Below are 17,102 nucleotides of genomic sequence, written 5' to 3'. Positions count from 1 at the left end.
AGGGCGTCAGGCGAGTTCGGTGGGGACGGGGATGGGAGAGGAGGCATCGGCTGCAGATACCGAAACCGCTGCCAGATCGATCTGTTCGGGCGTGGGAAGAGTTGTGCCGGGAAGGGAGGCAGCGGCGCTTCCGTAGGCGACCGCGTGACGTAACCGCTCGGATTCCGAGCCGCCTCCCGCTTCGGCGAGGATGTAGCCGGCCAGCGAAGAATCGCCTGCGCCGACGGTACTGACTGCGACAATCGGGGGAGCGGTGGCGATCCACGCGCCGTCGGCGGTGACGAGGACAGCACCTGCTGCGCCGAGCGTGGCGAGCACACTGCCGACGCCGCGGTCGACCAATCGCTGCGCCGCCGTGATCGCAGGCCCGGGATCACCGTTCTCGGCAGCACGTTCGAGGACGTGGCCGTCGACGCCGGTCAGTTGTGCGAGTTCCTCGCCGTTGGGTTTGAGCAGGTCGGGTGCCGAGTCGGGGAACGCTTCGGCGAGTGCCGTCAGCGGGGCGTCCGAGGTGTCGACCGCCACCTTGCACGGGTGATCGCGCAGTGCCGCGACGAGTTCGCCGTACCACCCGAGCGGAACGCCGGGGGGCAGTGAGCCGGACAGCGCGAACCACAGTGCGGTATCGGCGCGAACAATCAACTCCTGTGCCAGGGCGTCGAGCGTCGAACCGGACAGCGTTGCGCCGGGTTCGTTGATCTTCGTCGTTGTCCCGTCCGGTTCCGCAATGGTGATGTTGGTGCGAGCCAGACCCGTTGTGGCGACACCGATGTGGGGAATCCCACCGGCTGCCAGCGCCGAGAGCAGAGGGTCACCACCGTTTCCCGGTAGAACCGCGAGCACGTCGAGGTCGGCTGCGGCGAGAACACGCGCGACGTTGACCCCCTTGCCGCCGGGGTCGCTGCGAGTGGAGTGGGCGCGTAGGACGGAGCCTCGTTCGAGCCGTTGCTCGAGTTGCACGGTCCGATCGATACTCGGGTTGGCTGTCAGTGTGACGATCATGCGATCACCACCTCGATTCCGTGGTCGTGGAACTCGGATGTGTCTGTGGGACTGATCTCTTCGTCGGTGATGAGGACGTCGATGCTGTCGAGTGGGGCGAAGCTGATCAAGTGCTCGCGGCCGACTTTGGTGGAATCGGCCACCACCACAACGTGATTGGCGGCTTTGACCATTGCTCGTTTGACGGCGGCCTCTTCGCTGTCCGGAGTGGAGAGTCCGTGCCCGACGCTGATCGCGTTCGTTCCGATGAAGGCGACGTCGACTCGCAACGTGCTCAGCAGGCGTAGGGCGTCCTCGCCGACCACGGCTTGAGTCACCCCGCGTACTCGACCGCCGAGCAGTATCAGGGAAATCGAGTTCATCGATGCCAGGCGTGCGCCGATCGGGACGGAATTGGTGACGGCTGTGAAGTCGTTCTCGGTCGGCAGTTCGGGGATCATGCGGCCCGTGGTCGTGCCCGCGTCGAAGATCACGCTGCCGCCGGTGGGAGGGAGGTAGGTGACCGCGCAGCGGGCGATCCGGTCCTTCTGTTGCGCGCGGGTCTGATCGCGTTCCGCCATGCCCGGTTCGGTGACGTGGAGGGATCCGGTCGGAACGGCGCCGCCGTGTACACGCCTGATCTGTCCGATCCGCTCGAGGAAGGCCAGATCGCGACGCACGGTCTCGGTGGTCACACCGAAGGTCTCCGACAGAGCCGCCACGGACATGCGTCCGCGCTGCGACACCATGGTGCCGATCGCTTGTTGGCGTTCTTCCGCGTACACGTGCTCTCCGATTCCGAAGTGTGATCCGACGGTGCGTTGTGGATCACAGTGAATGTTGCTTTATGTTGTTTTACGCCCGAGTGTGTTGACATGTCAAGACTTGGGAGTAATCTTCGTCACAACGAAGGTGAGGGCTTTACGCGCTCGAGGTGATCCGGTGTGACACCGGGCCCATCGCTCAAGGAGGACAGATGACCGAACAGCTCAACCGAATCACCGTGCACGGCACCCCCGTGGTGCCTGGAATCGCCTACGGCCCGGCGATCTGGCCGTCCAGCCGACCAGAACTCGTCACCGATGCGCCGGCACTCGACGAGGCCGATCGAGAGGCCGCCGTGGACGCCTTCGTCGCAGCGGCGAAGGCTGTCGAGAACCGCCTTCTCGGACGGGCCGCCGAAGCTACGGGCGCGGCCGCAGAGGTTTTGCAGGCCAACGCGGCGATGGCAGCTGATCGTGGCTGGATCGGGGCGGCCAAGAAGTCGATCGCCGGCGGAGTGCCCCCGGTGCAGGCTGCGATCGCGGCGACGGAGCAGTTCGTGGTGCTGTTCACCAAGGTCGGCGGTTTGATGGCCGAGCGCGTCACCGACCTCGAGGACATCCGCGACCGCGTGATCGCCGAACTCTCCGGATTACCCGAACCTGGAGTTCCCATGCCAGAGACACCGTCGGTGCTGTGCGCGGACGATCTGGCTCCTGCAGACACCGCGGGCCTCGATGCATCCAAGATCATCGGACTCGTGACCATTTACGGCGGCCCGACCAGCCATACGGCAATCATCGCGAGGCAGTTGGGCATCCCGTGCATCGTCGCCGCGAAGGAATTGGAATCCATCTCGGCAGGAATACCGATTCTGATCGACGGAACAACCGGCGACGTGATCGCGGAGCCGGATCCCGGGCACGCGCGTGAACTGGTCGAACAATCCCGGATCGATCGCGAACGCGTCAGCACCTGGACCGGACCGGGCCAGACGGCGGACGGCCGGCCGGTAGACGTTCTCGCCAACGTTCAAGACGGCGCGGGCGCTCGCGCCGCGGCGTCGACTGCTGCGGGGGGCATCGGGCTCTTTCGGACCGAACTCTGCTTCCTCGGCCGTGAGACCGAACCGACCGTAGACGAGCAGGCGGCGATCTACGCCGAGGTTCTCGAGGCCTTCGCAGGAAAGAAGGTCATCATTCGCACGTTGGACGCGGGTTCGGACAAGCCGCTCAAATTCGCCAACCATCAAGAGGAAGCGAATCCGGCACTCGGCGTTCGTGGGGTCCGTATCGCCTGGCAGGACATGGGAATTCTCGACCGCCAGCTCGACGCGATCGCGGCAGCCGCGGCGTCGACCAACTCGTCCCCGTGGGTCATGGCACCGATGATCGCCACCCCGGCCGAGGCGAAACGTTTTGCCGATGCGGTGCGGGCACGCGATCTTGTTCCCGGTGTGATGGTGGAGATCCCGGCGGCGGCGCTGTTGGCCGACCAGATTCTCGAACACGTCGAATTCCTCTCGATCGGTACCAACGACCTCGCTCAGTACACGATGGCCGCTGATCGGATGTCCTCCGAACTCGCCGACCTGACCGATCCGTGGCAGCCCGCGGTGCTCGCCCTTGTCGCACGTACGGCCCAGGCCGGTCAGGCGGCAGGCAAGCGCGTCGGCGTCTGCGGTGAGGCGGCCGCCGATCCGCTGTTGGCCTGCGTGCTTGCCGGTCTCGGCGTTTCGTCGCTGTCGTGCGCTGCGGCGTCGGTCGCGGGTGTGGGAGCGAAGGTCGGATCCGTCACCATGGCGCAATGTGAGGCGGCTGCGGCGGCGGTGCTGGCAACCGGTGATCCGGTGGCAGCGCGCAAAGCGGCTGCCGACGCAATCAGCTGAACTGGTTTCGTTGGTCTCGGTCGGAGACCGAGCGCCTGACCTCTAGTATTTCGACCTGTGATCGAACGAGAAACAATGACCGGGGCCGGCGGAATCGGCTGGACTGTCCACGGAGACGGCAAGCGGATCGCCGACGGAGCCGTCGTGGCGCCGGACGAACGACTGAGTTGGCCGCGCACCATCGGAATCGGGATGCAACACGTCATCGCGATGTTCGGAGCGACACTGCTCGTTCCGACCATCACCGGCTTCCCCGTCACGACGACGCTGCTGTTCTCGGGTATCGGCACCGCGCTGTTCCTGCTCATCACCCGGGGCCGGATCCCCAGCTATCTCGGTTCGTCCTTCGCGTTCATCGCCCCGCTGACAGCGTCGGCAGGATCGGGCCCGGCCGCGCAACTCGGTGCCGTCATGGCCGTCGGCATCGTGTTGATGTTGATCGGCGTCGCCGTACGTCTGATCGGCAGCCGGGTCATCGACGCCGTCATGCCGCCGGTGGTGACGGGCGCTGTCGTCGCGCTGATCGGTCTCAACCTCGCTCCGACGGCGGTCGGCTCCTTCGAATCGCAGCCGCTGATCGCCACGGTGACGCTCGTTTCGATCCTGCTGGTCACGGTCGTCGGTCCCGGGTTGCTCGGCCGGCTGGGCATTCTGGTCGGCGTCGTGATCGGCTGGGTCTTCGCCGCGGTCATCGGCGGACTCGACAGTGAACGAGTGTCCGCTCTGCGCGAAGCGGACTGGTTCGGGCTGCCGAGTCTGCACGGACCGTCGTTCGACTGGTCGGTGATCGTGCTCGCGCTCCCCGTGGTGATCGTTCTGGTCGCCGAAAACGTCGGACATGTCAAAGCGGTGTCCGCTATGACGGGTAAGTCCCTCGACGATCTGGCCGGCAATGCACTGTTTGCCGACGGTCTCGCCACTACCTTGGCGGGCGCCGGTGGCGGATCCGGAACCACCACGTATGCCGAGAACATCGGTGTCATGGCAGCGACGCGTGTGTACTCGACCGCCGCGTACTGGGTAGCCGCCGCTACCGCTGTGATCCTGGCATTTTCGCCCAAATTCGGCGCACTGGTCTTCACGGTGCCGAACGGCGTCATCGGCGGCGCAACGATGGTTCTCTACGGCCTCATCGGCATTCTCGGTGTGCGCATCTGGATGGAAGCGAAGGTCGACTTCACCGATCCGGTCAACCTGACGGTCGCTGCGGCGGCGTTGGTCGCCGGCATCGGGAACTTGACGCTGACCATCGGTTCGGTCGAGTTGGGCGGCATCGCCTGGGGATCGATCGGCATCCTCGTCGCGTACCCGATCATGCGATATCTCGCCAAATTCCGTACTTCGAGTAACAGATAACCGCTACAGTCACGAATCGTGATCGTTCGGGTCATCGACGGGTATCGCAACAGGTTCTACCGTCGGAGGCAGTGACGTGGGCCCGCGCACTTCGGCGTGCCCAGTCTCAGCGAATACACCCCAGCGGGTATATCCCCAGCGGGTACATCACTGAAGTGCCATATATCGAATTGCAAGGAGTCGGCGTGGAGCGCACCCTGTTCGAACCGGAACATGAACTCTTCCGGGAGTCGTACCAGAAGTTCTTGGCACAGCACGTGGCACCGAACCACGAGAAGTGGGAAGAGCAGAACATCGTCGATCGTGACGTCTGGGTCGAGGCCGGAAAGCAGGGCTTCCTGGGAACTGCGGTCCCTGAGGAATTCGGCGGCGGCGGTGTCAAGGATTTCCGCTACAACGCGATCATCACCGAGGAAACCACCAAGGGTGGGTTCAGCGGTATCGGCTTCACGCTGCACAACGACGTCGTGGCACCGTACCTCCTGGAGTTGAGCAACGAGGAGCAGAAGCAGCGTTGGCTACCCGGATTCGCGTCGGGTGAGCTGATCTCGGCGATCGCGATGACCGAACCGGGTACCGGTAGCGACCTGCAGGGCATCAAGACGAAAGCGGTTCGCGACGGGGACCACTGGGTCCTCAACGGTTCGAAGACCTTCATCACCAACGGAATCAACGCCGACATCATCATCGTTGTCGCGTGCACCGACCCGGACAAGGGTGCTCAGGGCTTCAGCCTCCTCGTGGTCGAGCGGGACATGCCTGGCTTCGAGCGTGGACGCAACCTCGACAAGATCGGCATGAAGGCTCAGGACACCGCCGAACTCAGCTTCACCGACGTACGCGTTCCCGCTGCCAACCTGCTGGGCGAAGAGGGAATGGGCTTCTTCTACTTGATGAAGAACCTTCCCCAGGAACGACTCTCGATCGCCGTCGTTGCCGCTGCCGCAATGGAATCGGTTCTCGAGAGCACGATCCAGTACTGCCGCGACCGCAAGGCATTCGGCAAGTCGATCGGTAGCTTCCAGAACACCCGATTCGTACTGGCCGAATTGGCAACGGAGACCACGGCAGTGCGCATCCTGGTGGACAAGTTCATCGAGCAGCTCAATGCCGAGAAGCTGACCGTGCAGGAAGCTGCGATGGCGAAGTGGTGGACCACCGAAGCTCAGGTCAAGCTCATCGACCGCTGCCTCCAGCTGCACGGAGGCTACGGCTACATGAAGGAATACCCGGTTGCAAAGGCGTACATGGACTCTCGTGTGCAGACCATCTACGGTGGCACAACCGAGATCATGAAGGAGATCATCGGACGTTCGCTGAATCTCTGATTCGGGTGATGGACCGCTGATCGTCACGAAAAGACTCTGGGCCCCAGCTGATGCCGGGGCCCAGAGTTTTGTGATCGAGGTGCGAGCGAACTCAGATCTTCCGCATGACGGTGACAACCTTGCCCAGGATGACGGCGTTGTTGCCGGGAATCGGCTCGAAGAGTTCGTTGTGCGGCATCAGCCACACCTCCTTCTTCGTACGCTTGAACGTCTTCACGGTGGCTTCGCCGTCGATCATGGCGGCCACGATGTCACCGTTCTCCGCGACGTTCTGCTGACGGACGACAACCCAGTCGCCATCGCAGATCGCTGCATCGATCATCGACTCGCCGACAACCTTGAGCATGAAGAGCGAACCCTGGCCGACGAGTTCGCGGGGGAGTGGGAACACGTCCTCTACCGCTTCCTCGGCAAGGATCGGTCCGCCGGCAGCGATGCGACCCAGGATGGGGACGAACGCCGGCTCCGGTAGCGGGTCGGCACTGTTGTACTCGCCGGAATGCTTTGACACCGACGCGATGGCGGTATCGGCCGCAACCTCGTCGAGACCTCGAACATCGACTGCGCGAGGGCGATTGGGATCGCGTCGAAGGAAGCCCTTGCGCTCCAACGTTCGCAGTTGATGTGCGACCGACGACGTGGAGGTGAGCCCCACCGCATCACCGATCTCGCGAATGCTCGGCGGATACCCGCGCTCCGTCACCGAATCGCGGATGACTTCGAGAACGCGCCGCTGACGCTCGGTGAGCGTCTCGCTCGACGGAGACGGAACTGCAGAAGCTCCTGCCTCCGCGGCTGTGCTGGAGCGATCGTCCTTCATGGCCTGTTGCCTCCGTGTCTGAAGAAGTCGTGTCTGAAGAAGTCGTGTCTGAAGAAGTCGTGTCTGAAAAAGCTGTGTCTGAAAAAGTGCCTGGTGCAAATCGCGCAGAAACCTGTCGGTGCCTCCTGCCAACATTCGAGCTGTCGACAAACACGGAGGCTTTCGCAATTCCCGCTGTGTGGTCTGACACGAATCTAGCCGGATTTGCTCGCGGTTTCAAACATCTGTTCGATTCGTGTCGCTTGAAGTAGAGACATTGTCGGCCAGGCGTGGTAGAAATTCGAACATGCGTTCCATCGAACGCATGATCGAACACATCGATCGGTGTCGACCAGCGGAGGTCACGATGGGTAACGCAGCACTGAGAAGCAACAGGGTTTTCGACGACGCGATTGGTGATGACGCGATTGGTGATGACGCGATTGGTTTCGACGGCACGTCGGCGTTGAAGTACCACCCCTCGTTCTATGGGCCCGATGGTGGATCCGACGCTGACGGTGTGTCGTTCGAACGGCGCGGCACGGCCGAAATGCGGGGCGTGGCCAGGTATGTCGACAACGAACCGCAGGCGGCCGTCGTTCGTCGTGTTCCGGCGGTGGGCGCGGTTTCAGGTTCGCGTTCATTGCGTGAATCTCCTCGCCGGTGGGACGGCGAGCACGATTCGTCACGCCCGTACGGAGGAAGTTTCGCGCACCGAAACAGAGTCGGTGTCTCACGGGTCGAACATGAAGTGGCTGCCGAGGACGTCAGTTGGAAGACAGTGTTCCTTGGCGCCGTATTCACTGCACTGGCAGTGTTGGCGTTGGTGGGGATCGGCGCTTTGTCGAGTGGTGATGTCGCTGCGACAAACGGTGCGACCGAAGTGGTTCGTGTTGCTGCGGGTGAATCCCTCAGTGATATTGCTGCCAAGGTTGCGCCTGGCCAGGCTGTCGGCTCGGTGATCGAGCAGATCATGGATCTCAATGCGATGTCGAGTTCCGGACTGTCCGTTGGGCAAACGCTGATCGTGCCGGCCTCGGGCCGCTGACCGTACCCCGTGCCAGGCGGGGGCGTACCGAGCGTGAGAGCAGTCGGTTCACAGCGAGTAAGCTGTCCACTTGACAGTCCCACCACCTCGGGTGGTCGCGTTGAGTACGTGGATCTGCTCTGTAAATCGTCGGAGGATTTGCAGTCGGTAGTGAATCTGAGTTGCGGCCATTTCGGCGACAACGAAGGAACCCCGATGCATTGCCCGTTCTGCCGGCACCCTGATTCCCGAGTGGTCGATTCGCGCGAGGCCGACGAGGGCCAGGCGATCAGGCGGCGCCGTTCGTGCCCCGAGTGTGGCCGCCGATTCACCACGGTTGAGACGGCAGTTCTCTCGGTTGTGAAGCGCAGCGGCGTGACGGAGCCGTTCAGCCGAGAAAAGGTGGTCAAAGGAGTGCGTCGCGCATGCCAGGGCCGCCAAGTGGACAACGATTCGCTGAATTTGCTGGCCCAACAGGTCGAAGATGCCGTACGTGCTTCGGGTTCTGCCGAAATTCCCAGCAACGAGGTAGGGCTCGCGATTCTCGATCCGCTTCGAAATCTCGACGAGGTTGCATACCTGCGATTCGCATCGGTGTACAAGTCCTTCAGTTCTGCCGCGGATTTCGAACGTGAGATCACCGACATGCGCGAACATGCCGAGACCCGTGCTGCCGACAAGGCTTCCGGCGCCGAGACCGTTTCCGTCGACTGAGGCCTTTGCCTTAGATAACGCTGAGAGCACAAAGCGGCCGTAGGTAACGCTGAGAACACAAAGCGAACAATCGAACAAATCGGGCAAGTTATTCGCTTAGTGTCGACCAAGTACGTTCGTCCGCATCTCGGATCTTCACGGAGGCGTTATGAACTTAGTTGCAGTTCTCGGAGTCGTGAACAGCCTGGTAACCCTCGGGTTCGCCAACACTGTTGCCACCTTTGGTGGTTTCCTCACCAACGTCAACATTCAGACAATCTACTGATCGCGCAATTCTCGCCGAACGTCAACGCTTGATCGCTTCGATAGCTTTCAGGACTCGCTTTTCGGAAATCGGTGTGGGTGTACCGAGGGACTGCGCAAACAGGCTCACGCGCAGTTCTTCGATCATCCAGCTGATCGAGTCGACATCTCGAGCAGTGCGACGCTCTTCGGGAAGTGAACTCAACAACCGGTCGTACGCTGCGTACACCCGGTCGAGGACGTCCATCGCCTGCTGATCTCGTTGTGCACTTGCGGGTAGAGCTTCGAGACGGAATTTTGCTGCGGCAAGATACCGCGGCAAATCGCGTAGGCGGGCCGAGCCCAATTCGGCGACAAATCCCGGAAACAGCAGTGAGGTCAACTGTTCTCGGACGTCGTCTGCTGCTTCGCCGCGTGAGCGGTCCAGAACGACGCTCAGTTGGTGTGCTTGTTCGAGGATCGGAACAATCATGCGCAGGATCGCGGAGACGCGTCCGGCCAGTTCGGAGCGTGCGATCTTCACCAGGGCGTCGAACGCCTCAGGCGTGCGTACCGGTCCGCCGTGGGCAGCTATCACTTCGTTGGCAGCTGCCACCCGGCAATCTTCGACGAGTGCCTCCAAGCCGCCGTCCGGATTCTGGCCGAGAGCCAGACGCTGAGTGTTCGACAAGCCGGCGGTCACGGCCTTGAGCTGGGTGGGAACGGCCGCGAGAAGAAGCGCCCGAGTGCCTTCCCGCATCGCCTGCGCCTGCGCAGCCGGCGTACTCAGGACACGAACGGCAACTCCGCCGTTTTCCGGCACCAGTGCTGGGTACCCGGTTACCTGCTGTCCGCCGATGGAGCGAGTGATGGTCGGTTCCAGTGCGCCGAGCGTTTCGGATGTCCAGACGGTTGCCGCTGCCCGTTCGGTACCGGTTGCCGCCTTGGCCACTTCCTTCTGTACGCGCGGGGCGAGCGTGCGTCGTAGCTGCGCCAGATCCTTACCCTTCGCGAGAACCGTGCCCGATTCGTCCTCGACGACAAATGTCATCCGAAGATGGTCGGGCAGCGCGGCGGGATCGAAGTCCTTGGCGTCGATCTGGATCCCGCCCAAGTGCGAGAGTTCGCGGGCCATTGCGGTCATCAACGGCTCGGATCGAGGTTTGACTGCTGCCAATGCTGCGGCGGCGTAGTCAGGTGCGGGTACGACAGCGCGTCGGATGTTCTTGGGCAACGTCTTGATCAGAGCAGTAACCAGATCGACGCGCATACCGGGGACCAACCAGTCGAAGCCGACCGGCTGAAGTTGCGCTAGCAGGCCGACCGGGATGTGCGCGCTGACGCCGTCGTCGTCCTTTCCGGGCTCGAATTGGTAAGTGAGTGGAAACTGCATGTCGCCCTGGCGCCAGGCGTCCGGGTACTCGCCGCCCAGTACTGCAGCTGCGTCGGAGTTGACCACCGTTTCCGGTGTGAAAGTCAGCAGACTCGGATTCTTGCGCCGCTCGGTCTTCCACCACTGGTCGAAATGCTTGGCGGATACGGCTTCCTGGCCGATACGTTCGTCGTAGAACTCGTAGAGAGTTTCGTCGTCGACGAGGATGTCGCGTCGGCGCGCGCGGTTCTCGAGTTCCTCGACGTTGTCGAGGAGTGCGCGGTTCTCGTGGAAGAACTTGTGGTTCGTCTGCCATTCGCCCTGCACGAGCGCATGGCGGATGAAGAGATCGCGAGAGGCCTCGGGATCGATTCGTGAGTACGTCACTGCGCGGCCCGTCACCAGGGGAACTCCGTAGAGAGTGACCCGCTCGTATGCCATCGCCGAGCCGCGCTTGGAGGACCAGTGCGGTTCGGAATAGGTGCGTTTCACCAGGTGCGGGGCGAGTTTTTCAGCCCACTCAGGTTCGATGCGCGCGGACATGCGCGCCCACAGCCTCGACGTTTCCACGAGTTCGGCGGCCATGACCCAGCGTGGTGGCTTCTTGAAAAGTCCCGATCCGGGGAAAATCGCGAAGTGGCTGCCCCTGGCGCCCAGGTAGTCCCGCTTCTCGCCCTCGCGTAGCCCGATGTGTGAGAGCAAACCGGCGAGGAGTGACTGATGGATCGCGTTCTCGCTTGCGGGTGTCTCACCCACGGTCCAGCCGAGGCCGCGGGTGATCTGCCGGAGTTGCCCGTGCAGATCCTGCCATTCGCGGATGCGGAGCCAGTGCAGAAACTCGTTCCGGCACATCTTGCGAAACTGGTTGGAGGACAGGTCGTTACGTTGTTCGCGTAAGTAGTCCCACAGTTTCAGGTATGCCAGGAAGTCGGAGTTCTCGACATTGAACCTGGCGTGCTTTTCGTCGGCGGCCTGCTGGAACTCGGCGGGCCGTTCGCGAACGTCCTGGATGGACAACGCCGCGACGATGACAAGGGTTTCGTGAAGGCAACCGTTGTTCTTGGCTTCCACCAGCATTCGTGCCATCCGCGGATCCACCGGAATCTGGGCCAGCTCGCGGCCGACCGGCGTCAGTTCGGGGTGGCTTGCCTCGGAACCTCGCGCGATCGCGCCGAGTTCTTCGAGCAGTCCGATTCCGTCCTTGACGGCGCGCTGGTCCGGCGGTTCGACGAAGGGGAAGGCGGCGATGTCGCCCAGACCGAGGGCCGTCATCTGCAAGATGACGGATGCGAGATTGGTCCGCAGGATCTCCGGCTCGGTGAACGCCGGCCGTGACTCGAAGTCCTCCTCGGAATACAGGCGGATGCAGATTCCTTCGGCGACGCGGCCGCAACGCCCGGACCGCTGACGAGCTGACGCCTGCGAAATGGGTTCGATCGGCAACCGTTGTACCTTGGTGCGCACCGAATATCGCGAAATGCGCGCGGTTCCCGGATCGACGACGTACCGAATGCCGGGAACGGTCAACGAGGTCTCGGCCACGTTGGTGGCAAGGACGACGCGTCGGCCGGTGTGCGGCGAGAACACTTTGTGTTGCTCGGCAGCAGACAGCCGCGCGTACAGCGGGACGATTTCGGTGTTGCGAAGACGCCGATCGCGTAAAGCGTCTGCGGTGTCGCGAATTTCGCGTTCGCCGGAGAGGAAGACCAAGATGTCGCCTTCGCCCTCCGCGCTCAGCTCGTCGACCGCCTCGCAGACCGCGTCGACGGGATCACGGTCGAAGGTGATGTCGCCGGACTCGACGGTCAGCGGCCGGTAACGCATTTCGACGGGGAATGTTCGACCGGATACCTCCACGATCGGCGCGGGATTACCGTCGACAGCGAAGTGCTTGGCGAAGCGTTCGGGATCGATGGTCGCCGACGTGATGATGACCTTGAGGTCGGGTCGGCGGGGGAGCAGCTGAGCCAGGTAACCGAGGATGAAGTCGATGTTGAGGCTGCGTTCGTGCGCTTCGTCGATGATCAGCGTGTCGTAGCGTCGGAGCATACGGTCGCGCTGAATTTCGGCGAGGAGAATGCCGTCGGTCATGAGCTTGACGTAGGTGCGGTCCGAGACCTGGTCGGTGAACCGCACGGTGTATCCGACGGCGTCGCCGAGTTCGGTGTCGAGTTCTTCGGCGATACGTTCGGCAACGGTGCGTGCTGCCAGTCGGCGAGGCTGTGTATGTCCGATCAGGCCGCGGACGCCACGTCCGAGTTCGAGACAGATCTTCGGGATCTGAGTTGTCTTACCCGAGCCGGTCTCGCCGGCGACGATGACAACCTGATTCTCCGAGATCGCAGTCGCGATGTCGTCCTTGCGCTGACTGACGGGCAGAGCTTCCGGATACGAGACTGCGGGAACATTGGCGGAGCGTGCCGCCAACCGTGCGCGCGCCGTTTCAATTTCCTCGGCCAGCGCCACCAAAGCGTCTGGTGTGCGGGCACGGTCGAGTTTGCGACGGAGTCGACTCTCGTCGCGGAGTGAGACCTGCGCCAGCGCGCTCTTCAGGTCACTCCGCTTGGGGGAGAGTGGGGCCGGTGGTGTTGTAGACATGCTGATGACAGCCTATCGAACGCGTTCACAACTACCGCTCGCAGATCGTTTTGATGTGCAAATATCGACCAGTGACGACAAATACCGCAAATGAGGCAGCTACACCGGTCGCGTCGACGCCTGTTGCCGTGCGAGTACTTCGCTTGTTGTTCGCGATTTACGGACTCACGGCGCTGCTGTGGATTCCGATTCGAAACGCCGACGGATTCTCGTTGTCGAACTATCTGAGCTACTTCACCATCGAGAGCAACATCCTTGCGGTGATCGTATTGCTGGTCGGCGCCCTTCGGGATCCGCAGTCTCGGACATGGCAGTCGGTTCGCGGTGCGGTGACGCTCTACATGGTGATCACCGGAATCATCTACGCCGTTCTACTGGCGAATATCGACGTCAATTTGAACGACGCGTGGATCAACTCGGCGCTCCACCGCATTCTTCCGCTGGTGATGCTCCTCGACTGGGTGTTCTTCGCTTCGAGGCACAGGATCTCCGAAATCCGCTCGCTGCAGTGGCTGCTGTTTCCAGTGATCTACGCGGTGTACACGTTGATTCGAGGGCCGATCGTCCACTGGTATCCGTATCCGTTCATGGATCCTCGCCACCAGGGCTATGTGGCCCTGTTCATCGGATTTGTCGTACTGGGCATCGCGATGGCCCTGATGGCGTTGGCGGTCAATGCCGTCGGACGGCTGGGAGCCGGGCTACGCGGACGGAACGCTGCGAAGTCCTAGTGGATTGCCGGAGGCGAGCACCTGCTCGAGGCGGTCCACGTTCGGGTGCTTACCGGGGTTGGCCCGCGCGTCCTCGGTGTGTTCGGCAAAGATCGTCAGTCCTGCCGAGGCGGCTTCGGGTGTGAGCGCGCCGTAGACCTGAGCGAGATGGTTGTACACCTTGACCGAGCCGGACTTTCCGGGCTTGTTCTCGACGGTGTCGATGACGGTTCCGTCGGCGTCGAGTACCTCGATGGCGGCCAGATGATCGATGGTGGGCAGTGCGGCGAGATTGTCGGCAAAAGTCATGGTCGACAGATTACGTGTGTACCCGGAAATGCCGGTGCCCGGCGAGCGCCGTCGTCCGCCGATTCCCGGTGTCGATATAGTCGCAGCACATCGTTTGCACACCAGCATCGTTTGTATTCGAAGGGGACAATGATGGCTTCGGCATTGTGGCACGGGTTCGCGGACATGGGCGCTGTGGAGAAGAACGGCGCGTTTGTCGTCTCTCGCGGTGAGGGCGCGTACATCTGGGACCGCGAGGGCACTCGGTATCTGGATGCGACGGCGGGCCTGTGGTTCACCAATGTCGGGCACGGGCGCACGGAGATCGCGGATGCGGTGGCGGCTCAGTTGTCGAAGATCGCTCATTTCTCGAATTTCGGTGATTTTGTTCCCGAGACCACGCAGGTGTTGGCGGAGCGGTTGGCGACGATCGCGCCGGTTGCCGGGAGCAAGATCTTCTTCACTTCGGGTGGTTCGGATTCGGTGGACACTGCGGCGAAGCTCGCTCGCCGGTACTGGCACGAGGTGGGGCAGCCGGAGAAGGCGATCATCGTCGGTCGTCAGAAGGCGTACCACGGAATGCATGTTGCGGGAACGGCTCTGGCGGGTATTCCGGTGAACCGTGAGGGTTACGGCGAGCTGATGGCGGATGCGGCCACGGTCGGCTGGGATGATGCGAAGAGTCTGCTCGAGTTGATCGAGAGGATCGGTGCGAACAAGATCGCCGCGTTCTTCGCGGAGCCGATCATCGGTGCCGGTGGGGTGTATCTTCCGCCGGAGGGGTACCTGGCCGAGGTGCGCGACATCTGCCGCGAGCACGACATTCTGTTTGTCGTCGACGAGGTCGTGACCGGTTTCGGTCGTATCGGCGGCGAGTGGTTCGCGTCTACTCGTTTCGATTTGCAGCCCGACATGATGACCACGGCAAAGGGTTTGACGTCCGGTTACGTTCCGATGGGTGCGGTGTTCATCGCGCCGCGGGTGGCGGAGCCGTTCTATGCGGGTTCGTGGTGGCGTCATGGTTACACGTATGGCGGGCATGCCGGTGCTGCTGCGGCGGCGATGGCGAACCTCGACATTCTCGAGCGTGAGAATTTGCTTGGGGAGTCGAAGCGTCTGGAGGCGTCGTTGCATACGCATCTGCAGCCGTTGGCCGAGCATCCGCGGGTGGCGGAGGTTCGTAGTGGACTGGGTGCGGTCGCTGCGGTGCAGTTGGCTGATCCGGCGGAGGCGTTGCCGTTCGTGAAGACGTTGCGTGAGCACGGTATTTCGGGTCGCGCGGCGGGTCAGGGTGCGATGCAGATTTCGCCGACGTTCGTCATGACCGACGATCAGGTCGCGGAGATGGCAGCAGGGATCCTCGCAGCTCTCGGATGAGTTCAGTTGCGGCGCCGGAAGAGTTTCTCGATTCGGCGCCGCACAGCGTTGGGTGCAGGTTCGAGTTCCAGAACCTCTTGTTCCGACTGCTTGGCGTAGGCCTGGGTGTACCGCTCGTGCAGTACCGAGCGAATTTCGTCCGGAGAGTAGGCCCGACGCTGGCGTTCGCCGCGCGCAACGAGAACCCCGGTGGCGGCAACGCCCATTGCACCGGCGAGGCCGACCAGTTTCCAAACGTGCGAGGCGCGCAGAGGAGTAGGGAGTTTCATCCCTCTACGCTAGAGGCATGGACCGACGATTGCTTTCGCAGGTGAGTCTCGAGGAGGCCGCCGCGGCGACCCGCACGGGCGACATCTGGATCTTCCGCGGAGAGTCGACGGCGGACCGGGCCATCCAGACGCTGACCAACAGCCCGGTCAACCACGTCGGAATGTCGGTCGTGATCGACGACCTTCCGCCGCTGATGTGGCATGCGGAGCTCGGTCACTCGCTGCAGGACATGTGGACCGGACGCTTCCAGCGTGGTGTCCAACTGCACGATCTGCGATCGGCGGTTCAGGTCTGGGGCGCCAAGTACGGGCAGCGTGGATGGTTGCGCCAGCTCGACCACGAAGTCACCCGGGAGCAGGAAGACGCTCTGCTCAAGACGATCGCACGGCTGGACGGTACGCCGTTCCCGTCGACGGCGAAGCTTGCTTCACGCTGGTTCGGAGGCCGAATCCCGAAGCTGCGCAAGAAGTCCGACGTGTCCGCAGTGGCCGTCGAGAGCGCCTATTGCGCCGAAGTGGTTGCCAAGACCTATGAGGCGATGGGTCTGCTTGTCGGTAATCGTCGTATCAACTGGTTCGATCCGGGCAAGTTCTGGAGTGGAGATCAGTTGCCCCTCGCGCCGGGAGTTGCGCTCGGTGACGAGATCTCGGTGTCACTCAGCGCACGTGACCTCGAGGCCGGACGCAATCCCGCCGGGTACTCACAAGGTTCGTGACGGCTCGGCGACGACGCGGCCGCCGACTTCGAGCCACCCTTCCGGAGAGAAGGTGGTGTGAAGCACCGATCCGCGTCCCTGGGTGATGAGCAGTGATTTCCTCAACCGGTCCGTGATGCGCAGCGCTGCAGATCCGGTCGCCTCGTCCTCGGCGATTCCCATCACCGGTGCGAACATGCGTGCGCGGATGGCAGCTTCGAGCTTGTCCTGCCATGCCCACAGATACGAATGATCCGCCTCGTAGTCGGACGGATCTGCGTCGATGACGTCGTCGACCGTGTCCATCGGATAGATCGCGAATTCCGGTGCCCATTCGGCACGCGCGCGTACCCACGTCAAAGCGCCGGATTGGCGGACGTCGACACTGCCGGCAGGAACGTCGAGGGCGCTCACGCGACGGCCCTGTTCGCCCAGCCACCACGTGGCACCGACGGTCGGGTGTCCGGCGAAGGGGAGTTCTGCTGCCGGAGTGAAGATCTGGACCCGCGCACGTGAGGCGCCGTCATCCGGAACGTCGATGAAGATGGTCTCGCTGTAGTCGAGTTCCTTCGCGACGGCTTGTCGATCCGATTCTGCAACCGTGGACGCGTCGACGATTCCCAACGGATTCCCGTGCTTGCCGTTCTCGTCCGTGAAGACCCGGACCACACTCACCTCGATACCCATCGGTCCACCCTAGCGCGCGAAAAGCCCTC

The 17,102-nt window shown here is 62.6% G+C and carries 15 protein-coding genes; 8 read left to right on the top strand and 7 right to left on the bottom strand.

The window, feature by feature from the left end; genetic code table 11:
- Positions 1-6: 6 nt before the first annotated feature.
- Both QM596_RS11795 and QM596_RS11790 read right to left on the bottom strand, forming a co-directional pair.
- Positions 7-1,002 carry a 1-phosphofructokinase family hexose kinase gene (locus QM596_RS11795; RefSeq protein ID WP_021344070.1) on the bottom strand — a complete coding sequence of 332 codons (996 nt, stop codon included), beginning with the start codon at positions 1,000-1,002 and terminating at the stop codon, positions 7-9.
- The gene (locus QM596_RS11790) at positions 999-1,766 is read right to left on the bottom strand and encodes a DeoR/GlpR family DNA-binding transcription regulator (protein WP_020969481.1); all 768 of its coding nucleotides are present in this window, start codon (positions 1,764-1,766) and stop codon (positions 999-1,001) included. Before QM596_RS11790 ends, QM596_RS11795 begins: the two co-directional genes overlap by 4 nt.
- 191 nt (positions 1,767-1,957) lie before the next feature.
- Here QM596_RS11790 and QM596_RS11785 point away from each other — a divergent pair, with 191 nt between their 5' ends.
- The 3 genes from QM596_RS11785 to QM596_RS11775 all read left to right on the top strand — a co-directional run bounded on the left by QM596_RS11785 (position 1,958) and on the right by QM596_RS11775 (position 6,315).
- Positions 1,958-3,631 carry a putative PEP-binding protein gene (locus tag QM596_RS11785; protein WP_019748212.1) on the top strand — a complete coding sequence of 558 codons (1,674 nt, stop codon included), beginning with the start codon at positions 1,958-1,960 and terminating at the stop codon, positions 3,629-3,631.
- Between the two features lie 75 nt (positions 3,632-3,706).
- Complete coding sequence (locus QM596_RS11780) at positions 3,707-4,987, top strand: uracil-xanthine permease family protein (protein ID WP_020907537.1); 1,281 nt, start codon at positions 3,707-3,709, stop codon at positions 4,985-4,987.
- A 185-nt stretch (positions 4,988-5,172) separates the two neighbouring features.
- Positions 5,173-6,315, top strand: coding sequence for an acyl-CoA dehydrogenase family protein (locus tag QM596_RS11775; RefSeq protein ID WP_019748214.1), 1,143 nt, complete (start codon positions 5,173-5,175; stop codon positions 6,313-6,315).
- Positions 6,316-6,406: 91 nt separating this feature from the next.
- On the opposite strand, the gene lexA is transcribed toward QM596_RS11775, so the two are convergent.
- Positions 6,407-7,135 (bottom strand): transcriptional repressor LexA, encoded by a 729-nt coding sequence (lexA, locus tag QM596_RS11770; protein WP_020723648.1) that lies wholly within the window; start codon positions 7,133-7,135, stop codon positions 6,407-6,409.
- Positions 7,136-7,421: 286 nt separating this feature from the next.
- On the opposite strand from lexA, the gene QM596_RS11765 reads away from it, so the two are divergent.
- Both QM596_RS11765 and nrdR read left to right on the top strand, forming a co-directional pair.
- Positions 7,422-8,162 carry a LysM peptidoglycan-binding domain-containing protein gene (locus tag QM596_RS11765; RefSeq protein WP_047889278.1) on the top strand — a complete coding sequence of 247 codons (741 nt, stop codon included), beginning with the start codon at positions 7,422-7,424 and terminating at the stop codon, positions 8,160-8,162.
- A 195-nt stretch (positions 8,163-8,357) separates the two neighbouring features.
- Complete coding sequence (gene nrdR / locus QM596_RS11760) at positions 8,358-8,855, top strand: transcriptional regulator NrdR (RefSeq protein WP_020907539.1); 498 nt, start codon at positions 8,358-8,360, stop codon at positions 8,853-8,855.
- Between the two features lie 286 nt (positions 8,856-9,141).
- Here the strand turns inward: nrdR and hrpA are convergent, their stop codons facing one another.
- A complete protein-coding gene (gene hrpA / locus QM596_RS11755) occupies positions 9,142-13,047 on the bottom strand; it encodes an ATP-dependent RNA helicase HrpA (protein ID WP_283309101.1) in 3,906 nt (1,301 codons plus the stop codon).
- Positions 13,048-13,100: 53 nt separating this feature from the next.
- Between hrpA and QM596_RS11750 the strand changes: the two genes are divergently transcribed.
- Positions 13,101-13,778 (top strand): Pr6Pr family membrane protein, encoded by a 678-nt coding sequence (locus tag QM596_RS11750; protein ID WP_283309099.1) that lies wholly within the window; start codon positions 13,101-13,103, stop codon positions 13,776-13,778.
- On the opposite strand, the gene QM596_RS11745 is transcribed toward QM596_RS11750, so the two are convergent.
- Positions 13,749-14,066, bottom strand: coding sequence for a DUF2322 family protein (locus QM596_RS11745; protein ID WP_020907542.1), 318 nt, complete (start codon positions 14,064-14,066; stop codon positions 13,749-13,751). The genes QM596_RS11750 and QM596_RS11745 overlap by 30 nt on opposite strands.
- A 132-nt stretch (positions 14,067-14,198) precedes the next feature.
- On the opposite strand from QM596_RS11745, the gene QM596_RS11740 reads away from it, so the two are divergent.
- Positions 14,199-15,422: an aminotransferase family protein gene (locus QM596_RS11740; protein ID WP_020907543.1), complete on the top strand. Its 1,224-nt coding sequence runs from the start codon at positions 14,199-14,201 to the stop codon at positions 15,420-15,422.
- A 2-nt stretch (positions 15,423-15,424) separates the two neighbouring features.
- Here the strand turns inward: QM596_RS11740 and QM596_RS11735 are convergent, their stop codons facing one another.
- Positions 15,425-15,691, bottom strand: coding sequence for a hypothetical protein (locus QM596_RS11735; protein ID WP_007732799.1), 267 nt, complete (start codon positions 15,689-15,691; stop codon positions 15,425-15,427).
- 17 nt (positions 15,692-15,708) lie between these two features.
- Between QM596_RS11735 and QM596_RS11730 the strand changes: the two genes are divergently transcribed.
- Entirely contained in the window at positions 15,709-16,407 is a 699-nt protein-coding gene (locus QM596_RS11730; RefSeq protein WP_019748222.1) for a hypothetical protein, read from the top strand.
- On the opposite strand, the gene QM596_RS11725 is transcribed toward QM596_RS11730, so the two are convergent.
- Positions 16,393-17,073, bottom strand: coding sequence for a PhzF family phenazine biosynthesis protein (locus QM596_RS11725; protein ID WP_003942237.1), 681 nt, complete (start codon positions 17,071-17,073; stop codon positions 16,393-16,395). The two genes, QM596_RS11730 and QM596_RS11725, sit on opposite strands and share 15 nt — an antisense overlap.
- Positions 17,074-17,102 lie beyond the last annotated feature (29 nt).

It is taken from the genome of Rhodococcus sp. IEGM 1406 (assembly GCF_030056745.1).
Classification (GTDB): domain Bacteria; phylum Actinomycetota; class Actinomycetes; order Mycobacteriales; family Mycobacteriaceae; genus Rhodococcus_F; species Rhodococcus_F erythropolis.
This window is presented reverse-complemented; position numbering and strand designations above follow the sequence as displayed.

Bases quoted from the DNA above. Each gene is read 5' to 3' on its own strand.
- QM596_RS11765 (WP_047889278.1), top strand. From the start codon at position 7,422: ATGCGTTCCATCGAACGCATGATCGAACACATCGATCGGTGTCGACCA.
- hrpA (WP_283309101.1), bottom strand. From the start codon at position 13,047: ATGTCTACAACACCACCGGCCCCACTCTCCCCCAAGCGGAGTGACCTG.
- nrdR (WP_020907539.1), top strand. From the start codon at position 8,358: ATGCATTGCCCGTTCTGCCGGCACCCTGATTCCCGAGTGGTCGATTCG.
- QM596_RS11730 (WP_019748222.1), top strand. From the start codon at position 15,709: ATGGACCGACGATTGCTTTCGCAGGTGAGTCTCGAGGAGGCCGCCGCG.
- QM596_RS11785 (WP_019748212.1), top strand. From the start codon at position 1,958: ATGACCGAACAGCTCAACCGAATCACCGTGCACGGCACCCCCGTGGTG.
- QM596_RS11750 (WP_283309099.1), top strand. From the start codon at position 13,101: ATGTGCAAATATCGACCAGTGACGACAAATACCGCAAATGAGGCAGCT.
- lexA (WP_020723648.1), bottom strand. From the start codon at position 7,135: ATGAAGGACGATCGCTCCAGCACAGCCGCGGAGGCAGGAGCTTCTGCA.
- QM596_RS11795 (WP_021344070.1), bottom strand. From the start codon at position 1,002: ATGATCGTCACACTGACAGCCAACCCGAGTATCGATCGGACCGTGCAA.
- QM596_RS11740 (WP_020907543.1), top strand. From the start codon at position 14,199: ATGGCTTCGGCATTGTGGCACGGGTTCGCGGACATGGGCGCTGTGGAG.
- QM596_RS11735 (WP_007732799.1), bottom strand. From the start codon at position 15,691: ATGAAACTCCCTACTCCTCTGCGCGCCTCGCACGTTTGGAAACTGGTC.
- QM596_RS11745 (WP_020907542.1), bottom strand. From the start codon at position 14,066: ATGACTTTTGCCGACAATCTCGCCGCACTGCCCACCATCGATCATCTG.
- QM596_RS11780 (WP_020907537.1), top strand. From the start codon at position 3,707: ATGACCGGGGCCGGCGGAATCGGCTGGACTGTCCACGGAGACGGCAAG.
- QM596_RS11725 (WP_003942237.1), bottom strand. From the start codon at position 17,073: ATGGGTATCGAGGTGAGTGTGGTCCGGGTCTTCACGGACGAGAACGGC.